Annotated in this window: 22 protein-coding genes; 12 read left to right on the top strand and 10 right to left on the bottom strand. The window is 59.9% G+C overall.

From position 1 onward, the window contains the following. Window positions 1–515: DUF3575 domain-containing protein (locus AC1EKE_RS07395; RefSeq protein WP_480308875.1), on the bottom strand; the 515-nt coding region annotated here is incomplete at its 3' end. Between the two features lie 857 nt (window positions 516–1,372). Between AC1EKE_RS07395 and AC1EKE_RS07390 the strand changes: the two genes are divergently transcribed. Further along, window positions 1,373–2,299, top strand: a complete 927-nt coding sequence (locus AC1EKE_RS07390) for a DUF5106 domain-containing protein (protein ID WP_480308874.1) — start codon at window positions 1,373–1,375, stop codon at window positions 2,297–2,299. 762 nt (window positions 2,300–3,061) lie between these two features. Here the strand turns inward: AC1EKE_RS07390 and AC1EKE_RS07385 are convergent. From AC1EKE_RS07385 to AC1EKE_RS07345, 9 genes are all read right to left on the bottom strand, one after another. Beyond that, window positions 3,062–4,183 (bottom strand): ABC transporter permease, encoded by a 1,122-nt coding sequence (locus AC1EKE_RS07385; RefSeq protein WP_480308873.1) that lies wholly within the window; start codon window positions 4,181–4,183, stop codon window positions 3,062–3,064. Beyond that, entirely contained in the window at window positions 4,180–5,328 is a 1,149-nt protein-coding gene (locus AC1EKE_RS07380) for an ABC transporter permease (RefSeq protein WP_480308872.1), read from the bottom strand. The genes AC1EKE_RS07385 and AC1EKE_RS07380 overlap by 4 nt, the downstream gene beginning before the upstream one ends. Then, window positions 5,325–6,095 (bottom strand): ABC transporter ATP-binding protein, encoded by a 771-nt coding sequence (locus tag AC1EKE_RS07375; protein WP_480308871.1) that lies wholly within the window; start codon window positions 6,093–6,095, stop codon window positions 5,325–5,327. Before AC1EKE_RS07375 ends, AC1EKE_RS07380 begins: the two co-directional genes overlap by 4 nt. After that, window positions 6,055–7,014, bottom strand: a complete 960-nt coding sequence (locus AC1EKE_RS07370; protein ID WP_480308870.1) for an ABC transporter ATP-binding protein — start codon at window positions 7,012–7,014, stop codon at window positions 6,055–6,057. The genes AC1EKE_RS07375 and AC1EKE_RS07370 overlap by 41 nt, the downstream gene beginning before the upstream one ends. A 2-nt stretch (window positions 7,015–7,016) precedes the next feature. Beyond that, the gene (locus tag AC1EKE_RS07365; protein ID WP_480308869.1) at window positions 7,017–7,943 is read right to left on the bottom strand and encodes an HlyD family secretion protein; all 927 of its coding nucleotides are present in this window, start codon (window positions 7,941–7,943) and stop codon (window positions 7,017–7,019) included. A 21-nt stretch (window positions 7,944–7,964) separates the two neighbouring features. Further along, window positions 7,965–9,374, bottom strand: a complete 1,410-nt coding sequence (locus tag AC1EKE_RS07360) for a TolC family protein (RefSeq protein ID WP_480308868.1) — start codon at window positions 9,372–9,374, stop codon at window positions 7,965–7,967. Window positions 9,375–9,733: 359 nt separating this feature from the next. Then, a complete protein-coding gene (gene smpB / locus AC1EKE_RS07355) occupies window positions 9,734–10,234 on the bottom strand; it encodes an SsrA-binding protein SmpB (protein ID WP_018106577.1) in 501 nt (166 codons plus the stop codon). Window positions 10,235–10,243: 9 nt separating this feature from the next. After that, complete coding sequence (rprY, locus tag AC1EKE_RS07350; protein WP_070464831.1) at window positions 10,244–10,984, bottom strand: response regulator transcription factor RprY; 741 nt, start codon at window positions 10,982–10,984, stop codon at window positions 10,244–10,246. Window positions 10,985–10,993: 9 nt separating this feature from the next. Next, window positions 10,994–12,556: a sensor histidine kinase gene (locus AC1EKE_RS07345; RefSeq protein ID WP_480308867.1), complete on the bottom strand. Its 1,563-nt coding sequence runs from the start codon at window positions 12,554–12,556 to the stop codon at window positions 10,994–10,996. A 248-nt stretch (window positions 12,557–12,804) separates the two neighbouring features. Between AC1EKE_RS07345 and trpS the strand changes: the two genes are divergently transcribed. From trpS to AC1EKE_RS07290, 11 genes are all read left to right on the top strand, one after another. Then, window positions 12,805–13,803 carry a tryptophan--tRNA ligase gene (trpS, locus tag AC1EKE_RS07340; RefSeq protein ID WP_480308866.1) on the top strand — a complete coding sequence of 333 codons (999 nt, stop codon included), beginning with the start codon at window positions 12,805–12,807 and terminating at the stop codon, window positions 13,801–13,803. A 56-nt stretch (window positions 13,804–13,859) separates the two neighbouring features. Beyond that, window positions 13,860–14,354: a DUF3127 domain-containing protein gene (locus AC1EKE_RS07335; RefSeq protein WP_480308865.1), complete on the top strand. Its 495-nt coding sequence runs from the start codon at window positions 13,860–13,862 to the stop codon at window positions 14,352–14,354. Window positions 14,355–14,636: 282 nt separating this feature from the next. Next, window positions 14,637–16,631 (top strand): tetratricopeptide repeat protein, encoded by a 1,995-nt coding sequence (locus AC1EKE_RS07330; RefSeq protein ID WP_480308864.1) that lies wholly within the window; start codon window positions 14,637–14,639, stop codon window positions 16,629–16,631. Between the two features lie 6 nt (window positions 16,632–16,637). After that, window positions 16,638–17,306 (top strand): DedA family protein, encoded by a 669-nt coding sequence (locus AC1EKE_RS07325; protein ID WP_480308863.1) that lies wholly within the window; start codon window positions 16,638–16,640, stop codon window positions 17,304–17,306. A gap of 3 nt (window positions 17,307–17,309) precedes the next feature. After that, entirely contained in the window at window positions 17,310–18,713 is a 1,404-nt protein-coding gene (locus AC1EKE_RS07320) for an FtsW/RodA/SpoVE family cell cycle protein (protein ID WP_480308862.1), read from the top strand. 10 nt (window positions 18,714–18,723) lie between these two features. Next, entirely contained in the window at window positions 18,724–19,860 is a 1,137-nt protein-coding gene (gene murG, locus AC1EKE_RS07315) for an undecaprenyldiphospho-muramoylpentapeptide beta-N-acetylglucosaminyltransferase (protein WP_296158554.1), read from the top strand. Beyond that, window positions 19,832–21,247 (top strand): UDP-N-acetylmuramate--L-alanine ligase, encoded by a 1,416-nt coding sequence (murC, locus tag AC1EKE_RS07310; protein WP_480308861.1) that lies wholly within the window; start codon window positions 19,832–19,834, stop codon window positions 21,245–21,247. The genes murG and murC overlap by 29 nt, the downstream gene beginning before the upstream one ends. A gap of 11 nt (window positions 21,248–21,258) precedes the next feature. After that, window positions 21,259–22,020 carry a cell division protein FtsQ/DivIB gene (locus AC1EKE_RS07305; protein WP_297128723.1) on the top strand — a complete coding sequence of 254 codons (762 nt, stop codon included), beginning with the start codon at window positions 21,259–21,261 and terminating at the stop codon, window positions 22,018–22,020. Next, complete coding sequence (locus tag AC1EKE_RS07300) at window positions 21,999–23,033, top strand: cation diffusion facilitator family transporter (RefSeq protein ID WP_297128720.1); 1,035 nt, start codon at window positions 21,999–22,001, stop codon at window positions 23,031–23,033. The genes AC1EKE_RS07305 and AC1EKE_RS07300 overlap by 22 nt, the downstream gene beginning before the upstream one ends. Then, a complete protein-coding gene (locus AC1EKE_RS07295) occupies window positions 23,030–23,644 on the top strand; it encodes a ribonuclease HII (RefSeq protein WP_297128717.1) in 615 nt (204 codons plus the stop codon). The genes AC1EKE_RS07300 and AC1EKE_RS07295 overlap by 4 nt, the downstream gene beginning before the upstream one ends. Window positions 23,645–23,751: 107 nt before the next feature. Then, on the top strand, window positions 23,752–24,723 hold the full coding sequence (locus AC1EKE_RS07290; RefSeq protein ID WP_297128714.1) for a metallophosphoesterase family protein: 972 nt from the start codon (window positions 23,752–23,754) through the stop codon (window positions 24,721–24,723). Window positions 24,724–24,758: the final 35 nt, after the last annotated feature.

The raw sequence follows: 24,758 nt of genomic DNA, 5'->3' as shown, positions 1-24,758 counted from the left end.
TTGAGGAGCGGGCTGCAGACCAGACAGTCGTACTTCTTGTAAGGAGTGCGTGCCCAGCCGCCACCGAGGGAGGCCTCGAGATTGAGGTGCCTGGAGAGGATCCACTGGTGCCCGAGACTAAGGCCGGCACCATAGAAGTAGCCCTCATAGCGGTGGTCCTTCAGCTTCTTCAGCCGACCGATCGGGACGTTGATGCCACCGACGTTGTACTGGCCATAGTGGCCGTGGAGACCGATGAAGGTACCATTGAAGACCTCGCAGAACCAGTAGCGGAGCTCCGGCTGGACGAGCCAGTGACGGACCTCAAGGGGCTTCTCAAACTTCCAAAGGTTGCCCCCGCCATAGAGGTCGAGGGTCACCTTCGGGCCCATGGCAAACTCGAGGGATGCATTGGGGGAGCCCATGACAGCCCAGTGGAGGGCGTTGGTCTTAAGTGCTACTTTCTGCGCCTGCACGCCCTGAAGAGCGAGCCCTGAGAGCAGGAGGATCAGAAGTATTTTAGCGTAACGATTCATATATGACTGGATTAAACAACTATTATCTGTCATGCCCGACCCATCGGATCAGATGCGCGACAAAGGATTTTTGCATATTCCCTACCTGTGGTCGCTCTACGACCACACAAGACTTAACAAAGCTTCTCGATAGGATTACAAAGTGACTACACGCTGTAGGCTACTCCCTTGACGCTACAAATGTACCTCTAATTACTTATATTGAACAAATCATTTTTAGATAAATTATTTTCACGCAATGGTTTTTTTGTCGTGAAATACTGATGGGATCAAGCTTTCAGAGAGAGTGTGTAGAATATAAAACTCATCGCCGAAAGGGCCGATATAATGCCAAGATTGTATAAAAAAGGCTCCAATTACAGAATCCGGTCGGGGTGACGTTTTTGGATTTGCCCGAGGTCTCCCGGGTAAAAAGACGAGCACGCCTGTCGGGGTGCTCTCCCTGCCGACCTCCTTAGGGTCATCGGACAGGAGCGCATGTGAAGACCGCTACATAGGCGACTCTCCCGCATCCGAAGGATGCTCGCTCCATAGGCATCGGTCGAGGCACGAAGTGCCGATGACCGATGTATAAACGTACACATCATCCCTCGACCCCTTGTGGGTCGCCGGCATTGGAGATGTGTGCTCGGCGACCCACAAGGGGTCGAGGTGGTAGGCTGGTGCTCTGTACATCGGTCACCGCTTCGCGGATGACCGATGCCTATGGAGCGAGCACCCCTGTCGGGGTGCATCGTTCGCCACTCTTCACAATGAGTGGATAGGCTTCTGTACCGCTCAAATGCGTCACCCCTGCAGAATCCGGTCGGGCGTAGCCTCTGGTGATCGAAAATGTGTATCATTGCAGTATGAAAGAAATGCAACTAATCATAGCGCTGCTCCTTCTGATCCTGATCGGAGGATGTGGTGGCAAAAAGAGGTCGGAGGAGAGCAGGCAGACCACCATTCGCGAGCGTCAGCTGGTGCTGCCGGAGATACCGGTGATGGTCCGGTCGGATGCCGAGAGGCGACTCTACCTGCTGGATCACTACTGGGATAGGGTGGACTTCAGCGAGCCGGGGATAGAGCGGGACACCCTATTCATTACCCGATCGCTCGTCGACTATCTCGGGCTGTCCAAGGGGGTGGATGAGGCACGCCGCCGCACGGCTGCCCGACAGCTCGTAGGGCAGGCGGAGCGCAACCCCGCAGCGCTGAGCCTGCTGATGAGTAGCCTCTCCGCCCTACTCTACGACCCCACCTCACCCCGGTACGATGAGACGCTCTACCTACCCTTCGTAGAGGCGGCGATGGGATCGGACTCCCTCCCGGTAGCGGAGCGGGATAGACTGGCCTTTGCTTGCGAGCAGATACGGAAAAACTACCCCGGCACAGCTGCGACAGACTTTAGCTACAGGGATGTGGAGGGGCGAGCACACCATCTCCGTGGACTCTACGACACGGAGCCGATCCTGATCTTTTTCTTCCGACCCGACTGCAGTGGCTGTGATGTGACCGCACAGCAGATGAGACGCTCAGCGGTGCTCGATAGAGCACTGGAGGAGGGGCGGCTGAGGATCCTGGCACTCGCGACCGGCGGTACGGTCGAGGAGTGGGAGGAGAAGAGGAGCCACTTCGATCCCCGCTGGCTCCAGGGTCGCAACGTGCGTGACTTCGAGGGGATCGAGCTGTATGACTTCCGTGCCATGCCCACCTTTTACCTCCTCACCGGTGAGGGGACCGTCCTGATCAAGGATCAGCCACTCCCCGTGGTGGAGCAATACCTAACGGGGCATCCCGAGTGACCTGCTCCCGGGTGGGGGATCCTCACGTATCCATATAATTGGGCGATGAGCGTGGATGAGCCGGCATCTCCGGAGCCGCATACGCCCTCAGGTCCCCGCCGCCCTACTCGGCATAGGGACGCATCGTCAGGCAGTCCATTAGGGTGGCACTCAGCCAATAGGCTGTGTCATCAGGGCTGACGTTTTTGGATTTGCTTAAGGTCTCCCTGCAGTAAAAGGCAACGATCCCTCCGTGGCTATCCTCCAAGAGGTCAGCAGGGTTGGGAGGCAGGCGAAGCACCCCGACAGGGGTGCACGCTTCCTAGCCTCAGGTCGAGGGGCGTAGCCCCGACGATCCGTGGATCAGGTATCGCAAGCAATCCTGCGACCCCGCTAGGGCGTCGCACTATCAAGCTTGCCCGGGGAATGCGATGACCGGAGGGGGGCGCCGGGAAAGGGAATTTCTGCTCGGCGACCCGCAAGGGGTCGAGGGGATTAAGGCGGGTTTTGGCACATCGGTCACCGCTTCGCGGATGACCGATGCCTATGGAGCGAGCACCCTTCGGGTGCCTCAGGGATAAGCCCCTTCGGTACATGATTAACCTAATGCTCAAATGCGTCACCCCTGTGAGATGAGTAGGGGTGACGCACAATAGACTGTGTATGAGCTGCCGGATGTGGGGCTTTTCTAATACCGATATTAGAGTTCACTAATACCGGTATTAGAGATCACTAATATCGGTATTAGAGATTTCTCAGATGGGAGGGGTAAAAGAGAGGGGGCTACTGGCGCTTGCGGTGGGTGAGGACGGCGAGGAGGGCATTGAGGAGGCCGATCGCCGTGAGGGCGGCGAAGTAGGGCCAGAGGTCGGTGAGGGTGCTCCCCTTGAGGTAGACCATCCGCATGATGATATTGAGGTAGGTGAGGGGATTGATGTAGGCGATCACCTTGCTCCACCACGGCATCGTGCTGATGGGGGTGAAGAGTCCACTGATGATGAAGAAGATCATCACCGAGAAGAGCTCCATAAACATCGCCTGCTGGACCGACTTAGCAAGATTGGCTACCGCTACACCCTGGAAGGCGATCACCCCCGAGAAGAGTAGCGCCCCGAGGAGGATCAGGAGGTAGCTCCCCACCGGAGCGAGCCCGTAGATGAGGTAGATCAGCAGCGTGCCGAGGAGCGTGGTGCTGACCCCGATGAGCCAGTAGGGGAGCACCTTGGCGACGATATAGGTGCTGCTCCGGAGGGGGGAGAGATTGATCTGGGTGATGGTGCCCACCTCCTTCTCGTGCGCCAGTCCGATGGCGGGGTAGATGCCGCAGAGCATCGTCAGGACCATCACGAGGATCGCCGGCAGCATATAGTACTTGTAGTTGAGCGTCGGATTGTATCGGTCGAGCATCCGGATCTCCACCGGTCTGCCGCTGCCTGCCGCGAGCCCCGCCCTCTCCGTCAGGATCTCCTCGGAGGTGTCAGCGATGAGTCCGCTCATGCGATTCATCGCCATGACGGCGTTGGTGCTATTGACGGCATTGGCGATCAGTCGCACAGAGGCGTGGTGCGACAGCTCCATATCGCGGGAGAAGTCGGGCGGGATCACGAGGATCGCATCCGCCTTACTCCGGTCCACCGCCTCGTAGGCCGGCTCCTCGGAGGAGTAGACCCCAACGAGGTCGATGTCAGGGGAGGCCTCCACCTTCTGCAGTATGAGCCGGGCGTGCGCTCCGGCGGGGTCGTGGTTGACGACCGCCAGGTCGAGGTGGCGGAGGTTGAAATTGATCACCCAGGGCGTCAGTCCGATCATGATCGTCGGGAAGAGGAAGATCATCGTCAGGAGGATCCTGTCGCGAGCGATCTGCTTAAACTCTTTCTCCAAGAGGTATCCAAAGGCACTACTCATCTCAGGCGGGGCTTAACGTTACGGATGGCAAGGGCTATCGTGAGGATGGCGAAGAGGACGAGCACCAGCAGCTCGACCCATATGGCGGAGAGTCCGGTGCCCTGGATCATCAGCTTGCGCATCGAGGTGATGTAGTAGGTGGCGGGGATGAAGCGGGAGATCCATCGAAGGACGAGAGGCATATTCTCCACCGGGAAGATCATCCCTGAGAGGAGCATCGTCGGCATCATCACGCTGAAGCCGGTGAGGATCGTCGACTCCTTCTGCGACTTGACGAGGCTGGAGAGGAGGAGACCAAAGGCGAGACTGAAGAAGGTGAAGACCAGCGTCACGAGGAGGATCAGGGCGAGGGATCCGCGGATCGGCACCCCGAGGACGAAGCGGGAGATGACGAGGATGATCGCAATGATGATGAGGGAGACGGCGAGGTAGGGGACGGTCTTGGAGAGGACGATCGTCGTCGGTCGAGCCGGGGTGGTGAGGAGGAGCTCCATGGAGCCCTGCTCCTTCTCCCGCGCGATGCTGATACTGGTCATCAGCGTACAGATGACGAGGAGCACCAGCCCCATCAGTCCGGGGACGAAGTTGTAGGCTGAGACGAGCCCGGGATTGTAGAGCATCTGAGGGGTGATCTCGATGCTGTAGGGGATCCCCTCGCCGCCGGTGTGGCGGCTCAGCTGGTCAGCGATGAATTGCTGAGCATAGGCGCCCCGGATGCTCCCCATAGCGGGGTCCGACACATCGGCGATCACCTGCAGGCTGGTCGGTAGCCCGGTGAGGAGGTCCCGCTCGAAGTGCTCCGGCACCACGATGGCGAGGTCAATCTCGCCCGCCTTCATCATCTCCTCCGCCTCCCCGCTGTCGGCGAGCATCCCTCGGTAGAGGAAGGTGGCATTGCCCTCGAGCGCCTCCGCCAGCTGCTCACCGGTCTCATCGGTCGAGTGGTCGATGATGACGGTGCGTATGTCGGTGACGTCCATATTCATCGCGAAGCCAAAGAGGAGCATCTCCGTGATCGGCATGGCGATGAGGATCAGGAGCGTCAGCGGGTCGCGGAAGATCTGCTTCCACTCCTTGATGATAAAGGCGCGCATCTGTGAGCCTCCGCGCCGTGGGACTCTCCCTCTCTTCTCTCCTCGTCTCATCGCTTCCCTTGCCTTGTGATGGCGGTAAAGAGGCTACCCATATCGGGGACTCCCTCGGCAGCCTTAAGCTCCGCCGGTGTGCCGAGGACACGGATCTCGCCATCGACCATGATCGAGACCCGGTCGCAGTACTCCGCCTCATCCATATAGTGTGTGGTGACGAAGACGGTGATCCCGTCAACGTAGGCAACGCGGTAGATCAGCTCCCAGAAGAGCCGCCGCGTCAGCGGGTCGACGCCGCCGGTAGGCTCATCGAGGAAGACCACCTCGGGGCGGTGAAAGATCGCAGAGGCAAAGGCGAGCTTCTGCTTCCACCCGAGCGGCAGGTGCCCGGCGCGGGTGTGGCGGTACTCCTCGAAGTCAAGCTGTCCGAGTAGCTCATCCGTGCGCTCCCTGATCGCCCTCTTTTTCATCCCATAGATAGCGGCGTAGAGCCGGAGATTCTCCTCCACCGTCAGGTCGGGGTAGAGGGAGAAGCGCTGGCTCATCACGCCGATGTGCCTCTTGATCCGCTCCCCCTCGTGGAGGATGTCGTACCCGGCGACGGTGCCGCGCCCGGCAGTCGGCTTGAGGATGCCGCAGAGCATACTGATGGCGGTGGACTTGCCGGCACCATTGGCACCGAGGAAGCCAAATATCTCGCCCCTATCGACGTGGAAGGAGATGTGGTCCACAGCGGTGAAGTCGCCGAAGACCTTCGTCAGCCCCTCTACCTCTATCACCGGATCACTCATCGCTGTCGTCTGTGGAGAGGAGGAGGAAGGCATCCTCCAGAGTGGGCTCCGTGGCGACCGGTCGGCTGCCGGAGAGCAGCGGGGAGGAGGCGACATAGCTCATCAGCGCCGCCTCATCTGCCGGATCACGGAGGGTGATGTGGAAGGAGTCGCCAAAGGCGTAGACGTGCAGCACCTGCGGACAGGCCTCCAGCGTCTCGAGAGCAGCCATCCGATCGGTCGCCTCCAGGCGGTAGAGGGGGAGGGGAAAGTGCGAGACCAGCTGCTCAGGCGTGTCGAGGGCGATGAAGTCGCCCTGCCGCATGAAGGCGACACGATCGCAGCGAGTCGCCTCATCCATATAGGCTGTGGAGGAGACAACGGTGACGCCCTCTCTCGCCAGCTTGCGCAGCATCTGCCAGAGGTCGGCACGGCTGATCGGGTCGATGCCGGTGGTGGGCTCGTCGAGGAAGAGGACGTGAGGCTTGTGGATCAGGGCGCAGGAGAGGGCGAGCTTCTGCTTCATCCCTCCGGAGAGATGGGCAGCAAGGCGGTCCTCAAAGGGCTCTATGTGGGAGTAGATGTCGGCGATGAGGGGATAATTCTCCTCCACGGTGGTGCCGTAGAGGGTGGCGTAGAAGTCAAGGTTTTCCCGCACGGTGAGGTCTCCATAGAGGGAGAAGGTGCCGGGCATGTAGCCGATGTGCTGCCTCAGCTCGCGGTAGTCCCGCACCACATCGTAGCCATCTACGATGGCGCTGCCCTCCTGAGGCTCGAGGAGCGAGCAGAGGATCCGGAAGAGGGTACTCTTGCCCGCTCCGTCGGGGCCGATGATGCCGAAGATCTCTCCGCGGCGGACGGTGAAGGAGAGACCCGCCGGTGCCGTGCCGACACCGACCGCCTCGCCCGCCGGACTGCGGAAGACAAGCTTGAGCCCCTCCGCACGGATGATATCGTCCTTCACCTCCGTCATCCTCACTCTGCTGTGGGTCGGAGCAGCTCGCCGTACATACTGATCTTGAGGTACCCGTCCTCATTGGGCACACGTACCTTGACAGCGTAGACCAGCCCCGCACGGTCGTCTCGTGTCTGCACCGACTTGGGGGTAAACTCTGCCTTAGGCGAGATCCAGCTGATCGTGCCGTCGTACATGCGGCTGCCGCCCTCTCCCGTGGCACCATCCACACGCACCTGGACGCTGTCCCCCACACGGATCAGTCCGAGGTCCTCACCGGTGATGTAGGCCCGGAGGATCATCTCGTCCATATTGGCGATGCGGAAGAGCGGATGTCCCGCTGCAGCGAGCTCGCCCCGGTGGACGTAATTGGCTATCACGGTGCCGGTGATGGGCGCTGTGATCACCGAACGGCGGATCATGTCGCTCACCTGCTCCACCTGCACGTCGATGGCAGACCGCTGAGCCGACACCTGTCCGCGACTATTGGAGAGCGTCGCCTTGGTCGCCTCGATCTGCCCCTCGAGCTGGGCTATGCCGGCATCGAGGTCATCGAGCTGCTTCTTCGTCGCCACATCGGCATCGAGGAGCCGCTTGACGCGCTCCCGCTGAGAACGCAGATCACTCAGCTTGGCCTCCAGGGGGGCGATCTGGGTCGCCACATCGGGCGAGGAGACCGCCACACCCGCACCGGAGTGGCGGAGAGCCTCACGCTTCAGCGCCAGCTGGATGGTGTCCACGAGCCCCACCTCGGCACCCTCCTCGAGCCGGTCGCCCTCGGCTACGTCCCAGCGGATCAGCTTACCGCTCACCTCGCCGGAGACGAGGACCTCCGTCGCCTCAAAGCTCCCGGTCCCGAGGACGCTCTTATCCTCTCGACCGCAGCTCACACAGAGGAGCAGGAGGAGCGTGAGCGTGAGGGAGCTGTATCGTATCTCTTTTTTCATCATCATCACTATCTTATCTACTTATCTCTCGATCTCCGCCAGCCGGTAGAGTGCCTCGAGGTACTCTATGCGGTGGAGGTCGGCCGTCTGCTTGGCAGCACTATACTTCGTCAGGAGCTGGAGCGCATCCCGCCGGGTCATCACGCCCTCCTCCACCTGCACGGTGGAGCGGTCGCTGATACTCTTGCGGAGCGCGACGATCTCCTCATCGAGCCGCATCTGCTCGGCACTCTGCTGCACGCTGTGGCGCGCCTGTGCCAGCTCGGCAGAGGTCTTTTGCTCAAAGGTCTGCCGCTGCATCTCCGCCATCTCCGTCATCCCCCGGAGTCGGGTGCGCTGCGCACCGAGACCATAGAGCTGACCAAAGGTCCACTGGAAGCTCAGCCCCACCATGCCGAAGGGGTGTGCCCCGGGCTTAAAGATATTGGGGTACGGATTGGAGTACATCGCCGTGGCGGTCAGCATCACCTGCGGCACCAGCCCGGCGAGGTAGCTGTCGTAAGTCGCCTCTGCCTCCGCCGTCAGCGCATCGTAGTACCGGTGCTCAGGACGTAGCGGAGCGACCCGACCGCCGGCGTTAGTCACCGGCTCGACCGGTGTCGGGGGCAGTGTCACCACCGTCTCCTCACCGAGGGAGAGACCGGTGTAGATCGTCAGCGCCTCCATCAGCGCCCGACGACTCTCCTGCAGCGCAGCACGATCCTGAGCCGCCCGTAGCAGCTCCACACGGATCTCCTCCGCATCGGCGCGGGTAGCCACATCGCTCGCTATCGCCGCATCCACCCGCTCCGCCTGACGGCGCAGCTCCTCGATGAGCGTCGACTGGAGGGCGGCCTGTCCGTCCACCTTGAGGAGACCGAAGTAGATCTCTGTCACCGACTTACGCACCTCCCTCAGCGCCTCCTCCGTCCGGGCATCACGCTGAGCCTGCGTGGCTCTCAGCACCCGCCCCGAGGCAGCGGCATTGCCACCATCCCAGAGGAGCTGAGCAATGGAGACACCGATGCCCCACTGCATCTTGGGGATCGTGGGGATCTTGATCTGCGAGGCGATGCTCGCCATTGTCTCGTCCATCATCCCGTCCCACGTCTCCTGGGGAATGCCCATCTCCTTGAGGAAGGAGGGGACAGCCACCTGGAGCTTCTCGCCCTTGATCAGGTCTTGCTTCGTGGGGTTGGGCATATCGGAGATGTAATTGACACCGCCGGTGAGGCTGATCTGGGGGATGTAGACGTACTTCATCGCCCGGCTGCTCTCCCGGACCACCCTATCCATCACCTCCCGCTGTCGGAGGAGAGGGAAGTGGCTCTCCGCCGCCGAGCGAACCTCCTCGAGGGAGATCTGCTCCGCCACCGGCTCCTGGGCGCAGACCATAGCCCCGCCGGTAAGTAGCGCGACGGCAAAGAGAATATATCGTATATACTTGCTCATCTGTATGTAAGTCTCTCTTATGCTCCGATGGGACCAGCTCCCATCGGCTCCACAAATCTACAGAGACCTTTGCATAATACCCCATCTGCGGCGTCACTTTCGAGATTCGGGCTTGGTCATGTGCGTAAGCACACTCCCTTCGCCCTCACTCTCAGTTCCTTGCATCTGGAGTGTTCTGCAAAGTCCCTGCCGAAAAAGCGGTGCTTTTTCGGCGAAAGACCATTTTGCAAAGGTCTTCTACAAGTTTCCCGGCACTCCCGGGGGTATCACGCTACTTGGCAGTGTCGGGGTACCGGTCACCGTGGCGTGCGACCAATACCCCGACAAAAGCTGTAGCCCCCTCTCCGGAGACGCCTAAGTCAATAGGGCGTCCGGCGGGCGCGGTCCAGCTCCCGCTTCATCTCGCGGTCGCGGATGGCATTGCGCTTATCGTACTCCTTCTTACCCTTAGCGATGGCGATCTCCAGCTTCGCCAGTCCCTTGCCATTGATGAAGAGCCGGAGCGGCACGATCGTGAAGCCGGGGTCGTGCTGTGCCTCGGTGAGGTGACGGATCTCCCGCTTATTGAGCAGCAGCTTCCGGTCACGTCGCGAGCCCTCCTGGGTCCAGGAGCCAAAGGCATAGGTGCCGATGTACATATTCTTGACCCACACCTCTCCGCGATCGACATAGCAGAAGCTCTGACCGAGAGAGGCGCGACCCATGCGGATCGACTTGATCTCATTACCGGTAAGGACGATGCCCGCGGTAAGTCTCTCCAGCACTTCGTAGTCATACGTCGCCCGCTTATTGCGGATATTGACGCTCTTGCGGAAGGGGGTCTTTCCCTGCCCCTTCTTGGATGTGGATGTCTTGGCCATCGGTAGGGATCAGATCACTTTAGTATTGGACTCATCGGGCTCCGAGTTGGCTCCCGGAGTGATGAGGCGGTGGCCCTTGCCGTGCTTATTCTGGATCTCGATGCCGGGATCCTGGGCGAGGTGCTTCCGCAGCTTGGTGATGTAGACGTCCATGGAGCGGGCGTTGAAGTAAGTGTCCTCGCCCCAGATCGTCTTGAGGGCAAAGGAGCGGTCGACGGTGCTATTGGCATTGGCGCAGAAGAGCGCCAGCAGCTCCGTCTCCTTGGTCGTCAGGCTCACCGGCTCCTCGTCCTTGTACTGGAGGGACTGGTGCTGCGTGTCGAAGACATAGTCTCCGATGCGGTAGAAGGCGACGTCATCGGGCTTCTTCCCCTGCACGCGACGCAGCACCGCATCAATGCGCATCGTCAGCTCAGAGGTGTTGAAGGGCTTCTTGAGGTAGTCATCTGCCCCGAGGCTGAAGCCCTCCTGCACATCTTCGCTCAGCGTCTTGGCGGTGAGGAAGATGATCGGGGTCTCAGGATTGAGTGCGCGGATGTCCTTGGCCAGCTCGAAGCCGTCCTTCTTGGGCATCATCACGTCCAGGACGCAGATGTCCCAGTAGCGCGGGCGCTCCTCAAATCCCTGTAGCCCTGCCTCTCCATCCTTGAAGAGGTCGGTATCGTAACCCTTCTCTGTCAGGTAGTCGGCCAGCAGTGGACCGAGGCTCTCATCATCCTCACAGAGGAATACTTTTACTGAGTTTTCCATGATCGTTTCTTACTTATTTACTCTTACATTATTACTCTTACTCTTACCGGTCAGCAGCGGCAGAGTGATGATGAAGGTGGTGCCCACCCCGAGATCGCTCTCTGCATGTATGTGTCCGCCGTGCGACTTCACCGTCAGCGCGACGTAAGGGAGGCCGAGGCCAAAGCCCTTGACGTCGTGCCTATTGCCCGACGGGACACGGAAAAACCGGTCGAATATCTTCTTGAGATACTCGCGCTTGATGCCGCAGCCATTGTCCTCCACGCGGATGGTCAGGTTGCGGTCGTTGCTCGCCGTATGTACCGTGATGTGCGGTGGCACATCGGGACGGCGATATTTCATGGCATTGTCGAGGAGATTAAAGATGATATTCGTCAGCTGCAGCTTGTCGCCCAGCACCTCGGTGCGGGTCGCCTCGAGGTCGAGGTCGAGGCTGCCACCCGCCTCCTCCACCTTGAGCGAGTAGGTCGAGGTGGCGTCGATGATGATCTCCTCCATATCGAGCTCTGTCATCCGCAGCCGGAGGCGGGAGTCGTGGCTGTCGAAGAAGGACATCTGCAGCACCTGCTCGATCAGCAGCGTGAGGCGGTAGGCCTCGGCATTGATCGACTCCAGTATGCGCGCCCGGCGATCGGACTGCGACCCAATGTCGGGGTCGGAGAGCATCTCGACGCCGAGACGTATCGTGCTGACCGGCGTCTTGAGCTCGTGGGTCATATTATTGACAAAGTCGATCCGCATCTCATCGATCTTCTTTTGCCTAAAGAGGGTGATGATGGTGTAGATGAATGTGGCGAGCACCAGGATGCTGAAGATCACGGACGGGATCAGGAAGCCGATGGTCGATGAGATGAAGCGCGCCTGCCCGGGGAAGTATACCCTCAGGTAGTGGAGGCGCGAGGGCGGGTCATTGGTCAGCAGCGCCTGGGTGTAGATCTTATCGGGCTGATCGACAGGGAGGCTGCCATTGGAGAAAGAGATCGTGCCCCGGCTGTCCACCACCTCGTAGCGGAAGGGGATGGTGATCCCATACTTGTCGAGCGACTCCAGGAGGTACTCCTCGAGGTGCTGTCCATCGATGCGGTCGTAGATCGGTCGGTACTGCGCCTTACGCAGCCCCTCCAGCGCCACCTGCAGGAGGATCCTCTGCGTGACGCTATCCGGCTCCGCAAAGTGGCTCCGCAGCATCCGCTCCGCCTCACGGAAGCGATCACTGGGCGTGACGAAGTCGTACGACTTCTTGGGTGGCTGCGGGAGCTGCTCCAGCTTGTAGTCCGGTAGCCCCTGCCCCGCTGTGCCGAGGTCAAAGGGCGACTTGCTCCCCTCCGTCGGGCGGATCAGGAAGTCCCGGACCACATAGCCCGGCAGACCGAGATCGACCCGGATGATGTCGATCATCTCATCCCGCTCCAGGTCGTGATTGGTCTCAAAGAGCGCCTGCCTGACTGAGCTGTCAAACTGAAACCTCCTCGCCTGATAGGTCGCATCGATGTACTTGACCTGCATAAACAGCAGGCCAACAAAGGCGACGACCATCACCACCACGATGAGCCAAAGGGTAGACTTCTTCATATCGCTCCAAAGGTAGCGAATTTCCTCACCCCATTAACATAACGAGCGTTAATGTTACACGCCCTAAGTGTTAAATACAAGCGGTCAAGGGCTATTTAGGACGGGTCATGGGGTCAGGGAAGTGGGGCGAGGAGGGGTGAGATCTGTATCTCTTTTTTAGTACCTTTGTCCCACATCGGTCGGGTCTGGATCATCCCGGTAGCACAACGACCTGACGACGACTGATTAATACTCTAATAATAAGATCTATGCATACCATCGTAAGCGGCATACGTCCTACCGGAAACCTCCATGTGGGGAATTACTTCGGGGCTGTCATCAATTTTCTCAAGCTACAGAATGAGGAGAAGTGCTACTTCTTTATCGCTGACTGGCACTCTCTCACGACAGCACCCCACCCTAAGGACATCATCGCCAATGACTATACCATCCTGGCGGAGTATCTCGCTTGCGGCCTCGACCCGGAGAAGTGCACCATCTACATGCAGAGCGACGTCCATCAGACGCTGGAGCTCTACCTCTACCTAAATATGATCGCCTATATGGGCGAGCTGGAGCGGACGACGACCTTTAAGGACAAGGTCCGCCTGCAGCCCGATAATGTCAATGCCGGACTGCTCACCTACCCGACGCTGATGGCTGCAGACATCCTGCAGCACCGGGCGTGGGGCGTGCCGGTGGGCAAGGACCAGGAGCAGAATATGGAGATGGCGCGCATCTATGCCAAGCGCTTCAATAGCACCTACGGGGTAGACTTCTTCCCCCTCCCCAAGTCACTCTCCAGCAATGGGGACAACGCGGTGAAGATCCCCGGTCTCGATGGCTCGGGCAAGATGGGCAAGAGCGAGGGCAACGCCCTCTACCTCCGCGATGACGAGAAGACGATCCGCAAGAAGGTGATGAAAGCGGTGACCGACGCCGGTCCCCAGGCGCCTCATAGCGAGAAGCCGGAGGTGATCCAAAACCTCTTTACCTTCCTCGAGATCGTGTCGGACAAGGAGACAAATGACTTCTACCGCGCGGCGTGGGACGACTGCTCAATCCGCTATGGCGACCTAAAGAAGCAGATCGCCGAGGATCTCAATGCCTTCATCGCACCGATCCGCGAGCGGATCGAGGAGTACAGCAGCAACCGCACCTACCTCGAGAAGGTGGCTACCGCAGGCGCCGAGCGCGCCCGCGAGAGTGCGGAGGCGACGCTGAGGGAGGTCCGCAGCATCGTCGGCTTCCCTCCCTACAGAGGCTGAGCCACACAAGTAATAGATACCAACATACAATACAACCGTATATAACAAGCAAGAAAATGAACGAAGGACAACTGACCGGAACCATCATCAAGATCCTGGAACCTCGCAAGGGAACAAGCAGAAACACAGGCAAGGACTTCTTTGTCCAAGAGTATATCGTGGAGACTCAGGAGGAGTATCCGACAAAGGTCCACTTCTCCGTCTTCGGTGAGGACAGAGTGAAGGGGTACAATCTGAAGCAGGGCGATACCGTGCAGGTCTTCTTCTACGTCAACAGTCGCGAGTTTAACGACCGGTGGTACACCGACATCCGCGTCCGCAACATCGTGAAGATCGACGCCGGACAGATGGCCGGTGCTCAGACGGGTACCCCCTACGGTCAGCCGATGGGCAACTTCGGTCCCCAGCCTCAGGCCCCCCAGGGGATGCCCGGCTACGGCGGTCAGGCTGCTCCTCAGGGTATGCCCGGCTATGGTAGCCAGCAGCAGCCCTATGGTCCCCAGCAGGGCGATGGTGGCAATGGTGGCGGCGTAGACGACCTGCCCTTCTGAGAGAGAGCCATCGATCCGGAGGTCCGGTGAGCGACTGAGAGCCACCTGTCGGACCCTGAGAGAAGTAGCGGAGGGAGCCCCTTTGGGAAAAGTGGCTCTCCCTCGCTTCGGTGATGATCTGAGGCTCGACGCACCAGCTCCCGCAAGTGGGAGAGAGCGTGTGCCATGCCCCCCATCGGTCTCATGATGTGGCCGTGTGAGGGAGACCCTATGGCTGAGCTATGATACAGCATCGAGCCCCCGCCCGTGGGGATGAGAGTAAGAGTGATAGAGTATGAGAGTATGGGATATAAAGAGGTAATGGCCCTCCGCCAAGAGGGCGATCTGGAGAGCGCTGTGAAGCTTGCCCGGGAAGACTACAAGGAGTCCCCCAATCAGTGGTCCTCGTCGGCACTCTTCTGGGTGCTGAAGGACGTCGCCACCGGTGTCATTGAGGGTGGTGAGATAGATACCGCTGCTGAGATGGTGGCGGAGATGGAGACGCTTATCGAGGGCATGGGGGCTACCGCGCCGATGGCAGAGGAGTCCCTCGCCTCGCTACGTCAGAGCGTGGTGCCACACTTCGGGGAGCTGAATGAGCTACTTACCGGCTATCAGACGGAGAAAAACCCCTACCACAGGCGGGATCAGGTCAGGCAGACCTTTGACAAAGTCCTTAGCTGGCACAACTCCAAGGAGGGGCTACACAAGGCACTCCATCCACGGGTTGCCCAGGTGGTGAGCGACTTCTTTGAGTCACGTAATAAGTTTATCACGATCGAGGAGGTACGCCAAGCGCTGCGGATCTATCTCAGCCTCGAGATAGAGCGTCCGTCAGCGCTCAACTCCCGTGTGCTCGACCAAGTATTGCGCGTGAAGAGCCTCTTCAGGGAGCGCCTCGACTTTACCGACTTCCTCACCAAGTGGGATCCCGCCAAGTCTCTCCGCCCGGAGGACTGGCAGCGTGGCAGTGGCAAGGGGCGTAAGGATCGCGGACCGGAGACGCCCTCCCTCGTAGACCGCGCCCTCACGGTTGCTATAGAGGAGCTGATGGACCGGCGGGAAACCAAGGTGCCGGAGATGATCTACGAGCTCTTCACAGGACTGGAGAGCCTCTACCCGGACGACCGTCTCGTCAAGCTGACTCAGGCGAGACTGCACCTCCTCGAGGGGGAGCGGGCGACCGCACTCGAGGAGTATCAGCGGGTGCTTATGATCTACTCCGAGCCTCGCATCTGGGGCGAGCTCGCCTCGCTCCTCTCTGATGACCCGGCGCTGGAGTCGGCAGCCCTCGCCAAGGCACTGAAAGAGGAGACAGACGACTACGAGCCCTATCTCCTCACCGTGCGGCTCCACTACGCTAAGCTACTGATCGACCGTGGCGACTACGGCAAGGCCCTCCGGGAGCTGCGGATCATCGCACAGATCGCCGGAGAGAGGGGACGGAAGCTACCGCAGAGCTACGAGAAGATGCAGGAGATGATCCCTGAGGGGACGGAGGAGGATAAGGAGAATAAGGCACACTACATCCTCGATGCACAGCCGGCTGAGGCGTATGTGTACCGGTCTCTCGCTGCCACCCCGATGATCGTGATGGACGTGATCGCCCTGCGCCTCAAGGAGCCGATGCGGCAGGTGGTGCCGATGCTGAAGCTCAGCAGCCCCGAGGGACGAGTCCTGCTCACCAACCCCACAGAGATGGGGCTGCCTGAGGGAGACCTGAGAGGGAAGCTCTTCGACGTGAAGTTTATCGAGCCGGAGGACAGCCACGCTATCGTGGTACATATGGAGCCCTCGGAGGCGGACCCTCGCGATCTCTTCCCCCTCAGGGTCGCCTACATCACCGGCTACAGCCAGGGGATGCACGCCTTCCACCTCATCGACTCGGAGAGCAAGCACCACTATCTGCCGGGAGAGGAGGAGGACTTTATGATCGGGGACTTCGTCAATTTTATCCTCCTCTACGACACGATCCGTAAGCCTACACCTAAGCGTCCCGCCCAGCAGCGGGCGCTCCTGCTCGCTCCGCATCGCATCGACCCGGAAGAGGCGCTGGCGGACTTCCCCCTCGTCCCCGCACGGGTGATCTCTACGGAGGAGTCCCGCGTGACGATAGAGACGGACGAAGGGGTCACGGGGACTTTCTCCCAGAGCTTAGCGCCCATCGAGCTGTCGGAGGGCGACAGCTGCACTCTCCGGGGCTTTGTCTTCCGGAAGCGTGACCGCTTCACCGGTGAGCAGCGATCATACTTTGTCACCTTGTCGGTGGAGCCTCTGCCGACAGATCAGCTCGGATAGCAACAGATGGAGAGCATCCCCTTCATAGCTTGGTGCCTGGAGCATCTCAATTACCTCACCATCACACTTCTGATGGCGATAGAGAGCTCCTTCATCCCCTTCCCGAGTGAGATCGTGATCCCACCGGCAGCCTATCTGGCGGCGAGCACGGGGGAGATGAGCGTGGTGGGGATCTTCTTCTTCGGGACCCTCGGAGCGCTCATCGGGGCGTCGGTGAATTACTTCCTCGCTCGCTGGCTCGGGCGCCCGGTCGTCTATGCTTTTGCCGGGAGCCGCGTGGGGGCATTCTTCCTCCTCAGCACGGAGGGGGTACGCCACGCGGAGGAGTATTTCGTCCGGCACGGCAAGGTGGCGACCTTCACCGGTCGGCTGATCCCGGGGATCCGGCAGCTGATCTCGCTACCGGCAGGGCTGTCGCGGATGCCGCTGGCACCCTTTTACCTCTACACCGCGCTAGCGGCGGGTCTCTGGAATACTGTGCTGATCGCCATCGGGTGGTATCTCGAGCACGTCGTGCCGATGGATCAGCTCAGCCCTATGGTCTCCCGCTATAGCACGGAGATCGGGCGTATCATCATCGCCGTGGTGGTGATCGTACTCGGGGTGATGATGTACCGGGCACACCGGCGTAAGTCCCTTGAGGAGAGCCTCGAGGATCAGGAGAAAAGCAAGTGAGCTATGGCTGAGGAGAGACCATTCATCGTACCTGAGAGCGACGAGCCGGTGGCCGCCAAGAGAGTCCGCTGGGCTCGGTGGGACAGGCTGTCCAACCTCTTTGTCGGCGACAAGGGGATCTGGATCGTGACCTTTGCCCTGATGCTGATCAGCATCATCGTCGTCTTCTCCGCCGTGAGCCAGGAGGCGTTTCGGGCTGAGAATAGCGGGCAAAACTTCTTTGGGCAGATCCTGAAGCACCTGATCCTGGTGGTCTGCGCCCTCGGCATCATCGTCCTCGGGTCGCACGTCCCGAGCTCATACTACCTGCGATCATCGACGATAGCCTTCGTCTTCTCCCTCATCTTGCTGATGCTGGTGCCCTTCATCGGCATAGAGATCAATGGCGGGAAGCGGTGGCTGAAGATCTTCTTCCTCACCTTCCAGCCCTCGGAGCTGACACGACTGACGCTGATCAACTTCACCGCCAGCCTCCTCCGCGGGAGCGATGACACCCACTCGTCGCTGCGGGTATTCTGGACCATCATCATCGCCACCGGGATCACCTGCCTCCTGATCTTTATGGAGAATATCTCGACGGCGGTCTTCCTCGCACTGATCGTCTACCTGATGATGTGGGTTGGCGGGGCGCACCGGAAGAGTATGCGCTGGCTCACCCTCGGAGCCGGCTCAGTCATCGCCCTGGTGGTGCTGGTCGTGATGGTGGCGCCCAAGGGGTCGGTCGTCGACATCGGTCGTACCTCGACCGGGTACAGTCGCCTCACAGGATTCTTTGAGAAGTGGGGAAAGCCGATCAATGAGGAGACCTACGACGACATCATGGGCAGCGACTACCAGGTGGTGGCGGCCCAGAAGGCGATCGCCAATAGCAACGTCATCGGCAAGGGTCCGGGGCAGAGCGAGCTGCGGCAGTTCCTCCCACAGGCCTTCTCCGACTATGTGTACAATGTGGTGGTGGAGGAGTACGGCATCATTGGCTCTGCCGGGCTGCTGATCCTCTACCTCGTATTCTTCTTCCGCTGCGGGATGCTCGCCAGTCGCTCCCGAAGCATGTACCGGACCCTCGTCCTGATGGGCGTGGGGATACTCGTCACCACACAGGCGATGATGAATATGGCGGTGGCGGCCAACCTGCTACCGGTGACGGGACAGACGCTGCCCTTTATCTCCAAGGGTGGCTCCTCGTATATCATCACGGCGATCTACTTCGCCATCGTGCAGAGCATCGCACACGACATCAATAAGCGACGACTCTACCAGGACGCTGCGGTATCGGGACATCCCGACCGGATCATCGACCTGGAGGAGGTGCCGGAGCTGGAGGAGGAGATACAGCTCACTGACGAACTAACCAAGCACCAGAAGGAGCAGCTCCACGAGGAGTCCAAGTCCGGAGGGGCAGAATAGTCTTGCTTTTATGGATAAAGAAACAGCATCTACAGAATTGTATCGGGTCATCATCAGTGGCGGTGGCACCGGTGGGCATATCTTCCCGGCGCTCTCCATAGCGGATGAGATCCGCCGCCGCTTCCCGAAGTGCGACATCCAGTTTGTCGGTGCGGAGGGGCGCGCAGAGGCGAAGCGGGTGCCGGCAGCAGGTTACCCGATCCACCTCCTACCAGTCCGCGGTCTCTCCAGCGGAGGAGGGCTCAAGAGACTTTTCTCGCTGATCCCCTTCACCACCCAGCTCTACAAGAGCACGAAGCAGGCGCAGGACTTTGTCCACCACTTTGACCCCCAGGTCGTCGTCGGTGTGGGCGGGTACGCCAGTGCGCCGACGCTGATCGCTGCCAATCACTTCGGGATACCGGTAGTGGTGCAGGAGCAAAATTCTTATGCCGGCAAGGCCAATAAGCTGGTGGCAAAAAAAGCGAAGTGCGTCTGCACCGCCTACCCCCATATGCGCCGTTTCTTCCCCGACACCCCCGAGCTCGTCCTGACAGGCAATCCGATCCGCCACAGCCTGCTGGAGACGGAGCGGAAGAGCCGAGCTGCATATGCCACCTTTGACCTCTCGCCCGACAAGAGGACCCTCCTGATCCTCGGTGGGAGCCTCGGTGCCGGGACGATCAATAAGAGCATCCTTGAGTCGATCTCTCAGCTTGCCTACCGGGAGGACCTGCAGGTGATCTGGCAGTGTGGCGAGAGCTACTACGGTGGGCTGGAGCGTCAGGTGAGAGACTTCGACTCGATCCACCTGATGCCCTTCATCAGCGAGATGGACCACGCCTACGCCATCGCTGACCTCGTCATCTCACGAGCCGGTGCCGGCACGATCTCTGAGCTGACTGCCCTCGGACTGCCGGCGATACTCGTCCCGTCACCCAACGTCGCCGAGGACCACCAGACGCACAATGCGCAGTCCCTCGTCGACCGCGGGGCTGCCCTGATGGTGCCTGACAGCAAGGCCGGTACCGACCTGGTCCCGACGGCACTCGATATGCTGAGCCATCCGGAGCAGTGCGAGCGTATGGCGACGGCTGCCAAGGAGCTCGGGCTACCCGATGCCACACAACGAATTGTCGATGAGATCCAGCGCTATGCCCGACCCTAATCCCTCATCAAGAGCCATCTTCTTCATCGGTATCGGTGGCATCGGCATGAGTGCCCTCGCCGAGTACTTCCTCTACTACGGCTACACCGTAGGGGGGTACGATCACGTGCGGAAGCCGGTCTCCGATCGCTTGGAGGAGCTCGGGGCGGAGATCCTCTACGATGACGATCCGACGCTGCTGCCTGAGCCCTTCCGCGCGGATCAGCCAGGCCTGACAGTCGTCTACACGCCCGCCATCCATGAGGACAATGGACTGCGGACCTACTACCGGGAGCACGACGTACCGCAGATCAAGCGGGCTGAGCTCCTCGGGCAGGTGACTCGGAGGCACAAGGCCCTCTGCGTCGCCGGGTCGCACGGCAAGACCACCACCTCCTCCCTCCTCGCCCACCTGATGCGACGCTCCCACTTGGGTGTCAATGCCTTTATCGGTGGTCTGATGCTCAATTACGACTCAAATAATCTCCTTCTCGATGAGGAGAGTGACTACGTGGTGGTGGAGGCGGACGAGTTTGACCGCTCCTTCCACCGCCTGACCCCCTATGCGGCGATCGTCACCGCGACGGAGGCGGACCACCTCGATATCTACGGCACTGCGGCAGAGTATGTGGCAGCCTTTGGCACCTTTGTCGGGCTACTGCGCCCCGGAGGCTTCGTGATCGCTGAGGAGTCTGCTGAGATCCACCCGGAGTCGCTTCCCAAGGGGACCCGGCTCTACCGCTATGGCGCCTCGGAGCAGTGCGACTACCACTACGACCGGGTGAGCTACGAGGGGGAGCACCTCTTTTTTGACCTACACACCCCTGATGGTGTCCTCCGCCATCTCGAGCTGGGCACACCGATACGGATCAATGTCCTCAACGCTACCGCTGCCATCGCCATGGCGCTCCGCGTGGGGCTGACGGAGGAGGAGATCCGCCCCGCCCTTGCCGACTACCGCGGGATCCACCGCCGCTTTGAGCGGACCCGCATATGTACCGATGGTCCCGTGGTGATCGATGAGTACGCGCACCACCCGGGTGAGGTCCGCCGGTCACTCCTCTCGATACGAGAGCTCTACCCGGGGAAGCGCATCACGCTCGTCTTCCAGCCCCACCTATACAGCCGCACAAGGGACTTTATGGAGGACTTTGGCAAGGCGCTCTCCACGGTGGACGATGTCATCCTGGCCCCGATCTATCCCGCCCGCGAGGAGCCGATCCCCGGCGTCACCTCGGAGGCACTCCTTGAGCGGATCACCTCCTCGCACAAGAGGGTAGTACCCCTCGAGGCACTGCCGGAGGAGCTGGAGCACCACACCTTCGACGTGCTGGTGATGATGGGTGCAGGGGACATAGAGTTTGAGATCCCAAAGGTGATCGACCACCTCAGGAGATCAGAGCAGTAAGCCACACGCCTATGATACGCCGCACAAGGAAAGAGAAAGTCCGCCGGATCCTCGGCTGCACGCTGATGGCACTATTGGTGGTGCTGCTCGGCTGCTCTTTTGTCATTGCGCGGCGCCACGTCTCCTACGCGATCCACCCCTCCCGCACGGTGATCCGTATCGTGGACACAGGGAAGGGGCGCTTCCTCAGGGAGCGAGAGGTGGCAGCGGTACTCCCGATCGACCTCAAGGACAGCGTCTCACGCGGTGTGGACCCCGACCGCATCGAGAGAGATCTGGTGGACGCCTCCACCTACATCCGCAGCGCCACCGCCTTCATCTCCCCCTCGACAAAGCGGCTCCACGTCGTCGTCCACGAGCGCACGCCGATCATCCGGTACTTCCGCAACGGTACCTCCTGGTACCTCGATGATGAGGGGATCTCCGTCCCTCAGAGACAAGGCTCCGCTGCCTACGTCCCCCTTGCAGAGGGCACGATGACCGACGGCACGATCCACTACGTCCTCTACCCGCTGGCGCAGTACCTCTACGACCACAGCGAGTGGAGTCACTTCTTCAGCTACATCGAGATCATCTCAGAGAGCAAGATACACCTCTACCCAAGAGTCGGGACCGTGGTCTTTGAGCTCCATGGGCTGGAGACGCTCGAGCAGGACCTCGCCAAGATACCCATCTATTACAAGGACATTGAGCCACAAGTGGGGACCAATAAGTACGCCCTCGTCAAGCTCTCCTATGAAAATCAGATCGTATGCGTGAAGAGAGAGAAGTAGTCCCTCCCCACGATCGAGCGGTGACCGAGCAAGAGATCGAGGCCAACGAACGGGAGAAAAAGCGAGCCTACGCCTTCTCCTCACTCGTCAATTTTCTCCTGCCACCGATAAAGCTCTTCGCCGGTATCACCGGTCACTCGGCTGCACTGATTGCCGATGCGATCAATTCGCTCCTCGACATCTGTGCCAATATCATCACCTACATCTTCCTCCACATCTCAGCGAAGCCTAAGGAGGATGACGAGCACATCTACGGCCACGGCAAGTACGAGATCGTCGGCTCGCTCCTGATCGCCCTGTCGATGCTGGTGACGGGAGTGCTGATCGTCTTTGGCTCCTGCCGCACCTTCTATGCCTTCTTCCGCGAAGGAGTGCTCCCCAAGGAGCCTGAGGTGATCGCCCTGTGGGTGGCCGTCGGCACGGTCGTGATGAAGCTCATGACCTACTACTACACTGAGCAAAAGGCAAAGGAGACCCACTCCGACGCACTCCACGCTCAGGCGATGGACCACATCTCGGACGTCTTCTCCGCCTCAGCCGTGGTGATAGGCGTGCTGGGCGCTCGGCTGATCCCGGGGGAGGGGACACTCTTTGAGCCACTCGCCGCCATCATCGTCGGTGGACTCATCATCCGCTCCGGTATATGCGTCTACCGCCCTGCCATCCTCAAGCTCACCGACAGCACCGTAGACGCTGAGACAGTGGAGGAGATCCGAAGCGTCGTCAGCACCGTCCCGGGTGCCACCTCGCCCCACCACATCATGGCGCGTATGATCGGGTCTGAGACGCTTTCTATCGAACTGGACATACGAGCCGACGGACTCCTCACCCTCTACGAGGCACACGACATCGCAAGCGAGACTGAGCAGGTGCTCCTGGACCACTTCGGTGTACGGACACACGTGGTAGTCCACATGGAGCCCGCCCACCCCTACCGCCACACGAGGGACTTCATGCAGCGCCGACCGGAGCTCTGCGATCCCGACTCGGGCGAACCACTCCCGGATAGATGACAAAGGGTCCCCTCCACCTCCCCGCCCGACTGCAGTCCGTCCGCCTTGAAGCGGGCATCGACGAGGTAGGTCGCGGCTGCCTTGCCGGACCTGTAGTGGCCGCTGCTGTGATCCTCCCGGAGGACTTTGACCTCCCCGGACTGACCGACTCCAAGCAACTCACAACCCATCGTCGCGAGGACTACGACCTCACCATAAGGGAGAAAGCGATCGCCGTCTCCGTCGGCAGCGCCACCGTCGAGGAGATAGACCGGCTGAATATCCTCGGAGCCACCTTCCTCGCCATGGAGCGAGCCATCGAGGGGCTGGAGCCCCGCCCGGAGTACCTCCTCATCGATGGCAACCGCTTCCGTAGCCACCTCGAGATCCCCTACGAGACGATCGTAGGGGGTGACGGCAGGGTCGCCTCCATAGCTGCCGCCTCCATTGTGGCAAAGGTCTACCGCGACCATCTGATGGCTCATCTTGCCGAGAAGTACCCCGAGTACCACTGGGAGCGAAACGCCGGCTATGGCACGGCAGCCCATCTCGCCGCCATCCAATCGCACGGCCTCACGCCACACCACCGACGCACCTTCGCCCCCTGCCGCCCCACACTCTTCGACACCTGATCCCCCTCTTCCCGAGAGTATCAAAGAGGTGTATGATAAGCGTATCATTAGCTATCTTGGCGGGCGGAGATACAGCCATCCACTATTCACAATCAATACCCTCAGACATGCGTAGATTACTGCTCACACTGCTCCTACTTATAGCCCTCCGGCCACCCTACCTTTATGCACAGACTGACACGCTCCGCTTTCACGAGGACGGGACCTTCAAGATTGCACAATTTACCGACTTGCACTTAGATCCCGGCTCACCGGGTAAGGATCAGACTCTGACAATACTCCGAGAGATTATCACGAGAGAGCAGCCTGACTTAGTCGTATTGACAGGTGATGTGGTGACTCGGGCACCGGCAGCAGAGGGGTGGCGGAGTATCATACGATTTTTCACAGAGGAGCGACAGCCCTATGTCGTCTTGCTCGGCAATCACGATGCAGAGACGATTGCCAAGGACTCCATTTATACGCTTCTGGAGGGGACGCCCTACTGCCTGAGTCAGAGAGGTCCTGTAGAGATCAGCGGGAGAGGCAATCAGCAGCTTAGGCTCATAGGGTCCAAAGAAAGCACTACTAAAGCACTCCTCTACCTCATCGACTCCAATCAGTACCACCACGATCAGTCTCTGAGCCACTACGACATCATTCACTTTGACCAGATAGAATGGCTAAGGAGGGTACATACAGAAACACAGAAGGAGATAGGAGATGATACCCTTCCCACCCTACTCTTCTTCCACATCCCCATACCGGAGTATAGCGCGCTCTCAGACAATAAGGAGGTAGTCGGTGAGATGCGGTGGCGAGTCAACTCTCCGGCGATCAATAGCGGACTCTTCAGCACCATGCTGGAGATGAGAGGGGTTATGGGAGCCTTCTGCGGGCACGATCACTCCAATGATGCGATCGGGCTCTACAAGGGGCTTGCTCTTGGATACGGAAGAGTCAGTGGCATTGATGCCTATGAAGGGCTCTCCCGTGGCGGCAGGATCATTGTCCTCTACGAGGGAGAGCAACGCTTCGATACCTATGTAGTTATCTCAGGTGAGGATCAGAAGGGACCTACCTTTCAGTACAGTAGATGACAAATACAGAGGGCTGCATCACTGTGATATCAGTA

It is taken from the genome of Porphyromonas sp. C0041D3 (assembly GCF_056590575.1).
This window is presented reverse-complemented; position numbering and strand designations above follow the sequence as displayed.